Origin of the sequence: Streptomyces sp. SID11385 (genome assembly GCF_010548245.1) — a bacterium.
Lineage (GTDB): Bacteria > Actinomycetota > Actinomycetes > Streptomycetales > Streptomycetaceae > Streptomyces.
The window spans coordinates 1-5727 of the sequence record NZ_JAAGLR010000510.1 but is presented as its reverse complement, the minus strand read 5'-3'; the positions used below and the strand labels follow the sequence as shown (position 1 = coordinate 5727).

Here is a 5727-nt window from a genome sequence, read left to right as displayed (position 1 = left end):
CCTGGACACCGAGAAGAGCGGCAGCGCGTCCCCGGACGTGTCGAGCACCCCCGGCCCGCGCCCCGCGCCGAGTGCGGGGCTCTGCCACGTCGCGAGCCGCCCCGCGAACCCCGCGTCGGCGACCCCTGCCGGGGAGCCCCCGAGGGCACGCTGAAGCGGCGGCAGCGCACGCCACGCCACGGCGGCGGCAGGCCGCGTCACACCCTCCGTGTCCGCGCCCGTCTCCGGGACCTCCACCCCCGGGACCTCCCCGGAAGCCCCCGGGACCTCCCCGGAAGCCCCCGTGCCCTCCGCCGAAGCCCCCCGGCCCCCGCGCCGTACCCGCTCCAGAAACCCCATGCGTTCAGCCCCCCGATCCCCGCGCCACCAGTCGTGCGATGTGGTCGGCGTAGCGGCGGCGGTCGTGGTGTTCGAGGTCGAGGATCTCGTCCTGGCCCCAGTGGAAGTGGTAGGCGACGTACGCGATCTCCTCGTGCAGCCGGTCGCTCGCGTACGTCACGATTCCCCCAGGCGGCTCCCGCCGAGGTCGATCTCGAAGGGCTCCGCGCAGTGCGGGCACTCGACCGCCGCGCGCGTGTGGCCCTCGGCGTTGATCTGCCGGTAGAAGTCCTGGAGGAAGGCGAGGTCGGAGGCGAACATGTTCTCCACGACCCCGTCGTGCACGAGCGGCAGCGTACCGAGCCGGGTGATGACCCGGCCCAGGAGCACGACCGACAGGTACGCCGGGTTCTCCTGGACGCGTACGTCGCGCAGCGGGACGAGTTCGTCGCGTGCCGTCGCGAGGCGCATGACGCCCTCGCGGTGCAGCGTGCCCGCGTCGTCCACGTACCCGCGCGGAAGCTCGAAGGGGAACTCGGTCTGGAGGCGGCGGGGGGCCGGGGCGGGCGCGACGGCCGTGACCGGGCCGGTGCCCGAGGGCTCCTCCGACGCCGCGGCGGCGGGCGGCGGGACGGGCCCGCCCCCCGCCGCCCGGGCAGCAGTGCGCCGCATTACTCGATGACCAGTTCTTCGAAGGTGATCGTCACGCTCTCGGTGAGGGCGCTGGCCTCGCCCGCCTTGACGGTGCTGGTGTCGATCTTGCTGCACCAGGCGTTGCGCATGTTGTACCGCTTGACCGGGTTGTTCTGGTAGTCCATCACCATGATCGTGGCGTTCTTGCGGGCGCTGCTCATCTCGCCGCGCACGGACTGGTTGATCCAGTCGTTGAACGCCTTGGACTGCGTCATGCCGCGCACGACGGTGGCGGTGCCGGCCTTCTGGACGCCCGGCATCTTCTTGACGACGGGGACGCCCTGCGCCGAGACCTGCTGGTACTCGATGACGTCCTGTTCCAGGCTCAGGCCGCTGACCTCGGCCAGGTACTCGACCATGACGCCGTCGATCTGGAGGCCGAAATTATGCGATGTGAGGGCATCGCCCGGCTGGAGACTCATGTGCTCGTCCTTCGCGCTGCGGTGGTACTGCCAGGGGAACTGCGGGAGGGCCCCCGGTCGCGGGGGCCCTCGGGAAAGCGTGCGCCTACTCCTCCAGCTCGCCGCTGCCGCTGGAGAACTGCGCCAGGCGGAAGACGACGAACTCGGCGGGCTTGACGGGCGCGATGCCGATCTCGCAGATGACGCGGCCGACGTCGACCGACTCCGGCGGGTTCGTCTCCTCGTCGCACTTGACGTAGTAGGCGTCCTCGGGCTTGGCGCCGAAGAGGGCGCCGGAGCGCCACTCGTTGACGAGGAACGCGGAGACGTTGCGCCGGATGCGGGCCCACAGCTGGTGGTCGTTGGGCTCGAAGACCACCCACTGGGTGCCGATGAGGATGGACTCCTCCAGGTAGTTGAAGTACCTGCGGATGTTGAGGTAGCGCCAGGCCGGGTCGGAGGCCAGCGTGCGGGCGCCCCAGACGCGGATGCCCCGGCCCGGGAAGGCGCGGATGCAGTTGACGCCGATGGGGTTGAGCAGGTCCTGCTCGCCGCGCGTGATCTGGAGTTCGAGATCGACGGCGCCGCGCACGACCTCGTTGGCGGGCGCCTTGTGCACGCCGCGCTCGGAGTCGTTGCGCGCCCACACGCCGGCGATGTGACCGCTCGGCGGGACGAGGCGGGACTGGCCGCTCGCGGGGTCGAAGGACTTGATCCACGGGTAGTACAGCGCCGCGTACTTGGAGTCGTACCCGGCGGTCTCCTGGCGCCAGACGCGGATCTGCTGGGCGTTGAGCCCGGGCGGCGGGTCGATGATGGCGACGCGGTCGCCCATCAGCTCGCAGTGCGCGATGAGGCCGAGCTGGACGGCCTTGACGGCCTCCAGGTCGATCGCGCCGCGCTGGTAGGCGGCCATGAGGTCGGGCACGGCGACCATCGAGATCTCGTCGACGGCCTCCAGGCCGCCGAACCCGGTGCGGTCACTGCTGTCGCCGAGGTACTGGGCCGGGCCCGGGCTCGCGACCTCGTCGCGCACGACGGGCGCGGCGGCCGGCGGGGCGGCGGGGAGGGCGAGCGACTGGTTCTCGGGGCGCGCGAGCTGCGCGGTCGGCGCGGCCTCGGTGACCGTGATGTAGCGGGAGTTCTCCTTGACCTGCGTGACGACGTAGGCGCGGTTGCCCTTCTTCGCGCTCACGTCGAAGGTCTCGACGGCCTTCTCGCCGTCCTTGACGGTGAGCTTGAAGCGCTCCGCGGGGCCCTCGCCCTCGGGGTCGGAGACCTCGACGCTGAGGCGGGCCGCGGGGGTCTCGCCGCTCGCGGAGACGGAGAAGGTCCCGAGCTGGCGGGGTTCCCCGGCGGTCAGCGCGGCGGGGGTACGGGGCTGCTTGGCGGCGCCGCTCGCGGTCTCCCCGGAGGCCGAGGCGCCCTGGGGGGCACCCCCGACCCGTACGACGTAGGCGGCCGAACCGCCGTTGTTGAAGAAGCCGTAGACCGAGTGCGCGAGGTAGTAGTCCTCGGTGAACTCACCGAAGGCCGCCGTGTACTGGGTCCAGTTGGTGACGAGGGTGGGCTCGTTGAGCGGCCCGGTCGGCGCGAGTCCGACGAAGGCCGCCACCGAGGTGCCCACTCCTTCGATCGGGCGCGATCCGCTGGCCACCTCCTCGACGTAGACGCCGGGCGACAGGTACGACGGCATGCTCTGCTCTCCTCGGGGTACACGATGCTCGCTTGTCACCCTCACGCGCGCGGCGAGCCGGTCGAAACGTCCGTGGGTGCCGTGTGCGGGGCACTCCTCGTGCCCCCTGAGGCACGAGGCGGCCACGGTGCCGGGCCGGGGGCGGCGCCGTGCGCGCACTCCTAATAGGGCGTACGGGCCGTACCGGCGCGGAACGGGTCCCCTTCGCGCAGCCGGGTGTGCCCCCACGTCCCCTGACGTGCTCGTACGTGGCAACTAGCCTGCCGGGGTGAGCCTGTGGACCTCCCTCGAACCAGCGTCGGCGACCGTCGAGCCCGGCAGCAGCACCCGCGTGCGGCTGCGCGTGCGCAACACGGGGGACGTGGTCGACGAATACCGCTTCGAACCGGTCGGGGACCTCGCCCCCTGGACCGTCGCCGAACCGGCCGTCCTGCGCCTGTACCCCGGCACGACCGGCACGGTCGAGCTGACCTTCTCGCCCCCGCGCACCCCGGACGCGAAGGCCGGTCCCAATCCGTACGCCGTGCGCATCACGCCGACGGAGCATCCGGACGCGGTGACGGTGCCCGAGGGCAACCTGACGATTCTGCCGTTCACCGAGATGCGCGCGGAGCTGGTGCCCACGACGATCGCGGGACGACTGCGCGGCCGGCCGCGGCTCGCGGTCGACAACCTCGGCAACACCAAGCTCACCACGTCGATGAGCGGCGAGGACAACGGCGACCAGCTCTCCTACGAGATACGCCCGAGCAACGCCCAGATCGAGCCGGGACGAGCCCAGTTCATCGATCTCACCCTGCGGCCGAAGCGCATCATCTGGTTCGGCTCGAAGGAACAGCACCCCTTCAAAGTCGCCGTACAACGGGCGGGCGTCCCCCCGGAGGCCGTCGACGGCACGTACGTCCAGCGCGGCTTCCTGCCCCGCTGGCTCGCCACCCTCCTCGGCATCCTCCTCGCCCTCGCCCTCGCCTTCGTCATGTTCTGGTTCGGCCACAAACCGGCCGTCTCCACCCGCGCCGAGGAGCAGATGGAACAAGTGGGCTCCTCGCTCGCGCCCAGCCCGTCCGCCCAGCCCTCCCTGCCCGCCCAGCCCTCCGCACCCGCCGAATCACCGGCCGCGCAACCCCAGCCCTCGCAGTCGCAGAACGACGGCGGCGGCGGGGGTGGCGGCGGCGAGGAGAAGCCCAAGGTGGAGAAGCCGCCCGTGGAGACGGCGGCGACGGCGCTGCACCGGAAGGTCAAGGAGGAGCCCGACGCGCCGCACATCTGCTACCGCCTGCGCTACGAGGGCGGCAAGTGGAGCAAGCCCGTCTGCGAGAACACGCTCGGTGCCTGGGAGCAGACGGGCCCGCCGATCACGGGCATGAACATCGCGGCCTCCGGCGTAGACGGCGTCGCCGCGCAGGCGCACGTCACCGATCCCTCGGGGACGCCGAAGTGGCTGCCGTGGACGCCGGCCCGGGACAGCCAGGACATCTACATCGGCGCCGACGGCGGTTACCCGCCGTTCCTGATCGGGCTGAACATCAGCGTCGGGAAGTTCGAGATCTGTCACGTGGCGCACTTCCACGTCACGGACAGCCAGGGCGAGAACATCTGCGACAAGGCCAGGCCCGAGTCCCTGTTCATCGGCACCAACGACAACAGCAAGTCGATCGACGGGATGCTCCTGTACATCAAGTACGTGTGACGGCCGGGGCGGACGCGAGGGGGCTCCGGGGCGCGGGAGCCCCCGGGCGAAGAGGGACGCATGGTTCTCGCCGTGCGCGGGTAGGCATATGTGGCCCTTTCGCGCACCGGGTGTGCCCTGCCGCCCCCTGACGCCTTCTCACGCGCCAACTAGCCTGCGCGGGTGAGCCTGTGGACCTCCCTCGAACCAGCGTCGGCGACCGTCGAGCCCGGCAGCAGCACCCAGGTGCGGCTGCGCGTGCGCAACACGGGGGACGTGGTCGACGAATACCGCTTCGAACCGGTCGGGGACCTCGCCCCCTGGACCGTCGCCGAACCGGCCGTCCTGCGCCTCTACCCCGGCACGACCGGCACGGTCGAACTGACCTTCTCGCCCCCGCGCACCCCGGACGCCAAAGCCGGGCCCAACCCGTACGCCGTGCGCATCACACCCACCGAACACCCCGACGCGGTGACGGTCCCCGAGGGCAACCTGACGATCCTGCCGTTCACCGAGATGCGCGCGGAGCTGGTGCCCACGACGATCGCGGGACGACTGCGCGGCCGGCCGCGGCTCGCGGTCGACAACCTCGGCAACACCAAGCTCACCACGTCGATGAGCGGCGAGGACAACGGCGACCAGCTCTCCTACGAGATACGCCCGAGCAACGCCCAGATCGAGCCGGGACGAGCCCAGTTCATCGATCTCACCCTGCGGCCGAAGCGCATCATCTGGTTCGGCTCGAAGGAACAGCACCCCTTCAAAGTCGCCGTCCAGCGCGCGGGCGTCGCCCCGGAGGCCGTGGACGGTACGTACGTCCAGCGCGGCTTCCTGCCCCGCTGGCTCGCCACCCTCCTCGGCATCCTCCTCGCCCTCGCCCTCGCCTTCGTCATGTTCTGGTTCTCCCACAAGCCCGCCGTCTCCACCCGCGCCGAGGAGCAGATGGAACA

Annotated in this window: 5 protein-coding genes and 2 pseudogenes; 2 read left to right on the top strand and 5 right to left on the bottom strand. The window is 71.3% G+C overall.

Annotation, left to right across the window (positions count from 1 at the left end; genetic code table 11):
- The 5 genes and pseudogenes from G3I42_RS15860 to G3I42_RS15845 all read right to left on the bottom strand — a co-directional run.
- Nucleotides 1-237: pseudogene (locus G3I42_RS15860) on the bottom strand (hypothetical protein); the annotation flags it as partial.
- A 106-nt stretch (nucleotides 238-343) separates the two neighbouring features.
- Nucleotides 344-499, bottom strand: a complete 156-nt coding sequence (locus G3I42_RS36980) for a DUF6760 family protein (protein ID WP_239096479.1) — start codon at nucleotides 497-499, stop codon at nucleotides 344-346.
- Entirely contained in the window at nucleotides 496-990 is a 495-nt protein-coding gene (locus G3I42_RS15855; protein ID WP_164286497.1) for a hypothetical protein, read from the bottom strand. The genes G3I42_RS36980 and G3I42_RS15855 overlap by 4 nt, the downstream gene beginning before the upstream one ends.
- Nucleotides 990-1433 (bottom strand): phage tail protein, encoded by a 444-nt coding sequence (locus tag G3I42_RS15850; RefSeq protein ID WP_007827253.1) that lies wholly within the window; start codon nucleotides 1431-1433, stop codon nucleotides 990-992. The genes G3I42_RS15855 and G3I42_RS15850 overlap by 1 nt, the downstream gene beginning before the upstream one ends.
- A gap of 85 nt (nucleotides 1434-1518) precedes the next feature.
- Complete coding sequence (locus G3I42_RS15845) at nucleotides 1519-3108, bottom strand: phage tail sheath subtilisin-like domain-containing protein (RefSeq protein ID WP_164286496.1); 1590 nt, start codon at nucleotides 3106-3108, stop codon at nucleotides 1519-1521.
- Between the two features lie 268 nt (nucleotides 3109-3376).
- On the opposite strand from G3I42_RS15845, the gene G3I42_RS15840 reads away from it, so the two are divergent.
- Both G3I42_RS15840 and G3I42_RS15835 read left to right on the top strand, forming a co-directional pair.
- Nucleotides 3377-4798 (top strand): hydrolase, encoded by a 1422-nt coding sequence (locus tag G3I42_RS15840; protein ID WP_164286494.1) that lies wholly within the window; start codon nucleotides 3377-3379, stop codon nucleotides 4796-4798.
- Nucleotides 4799-4960: 162 nt separating this feature from the next.
- Nucleotides 4961-5727, top strand: a pseudogene (locus G3I42_RS15835) (hydrolase); the annotation flags it as partial.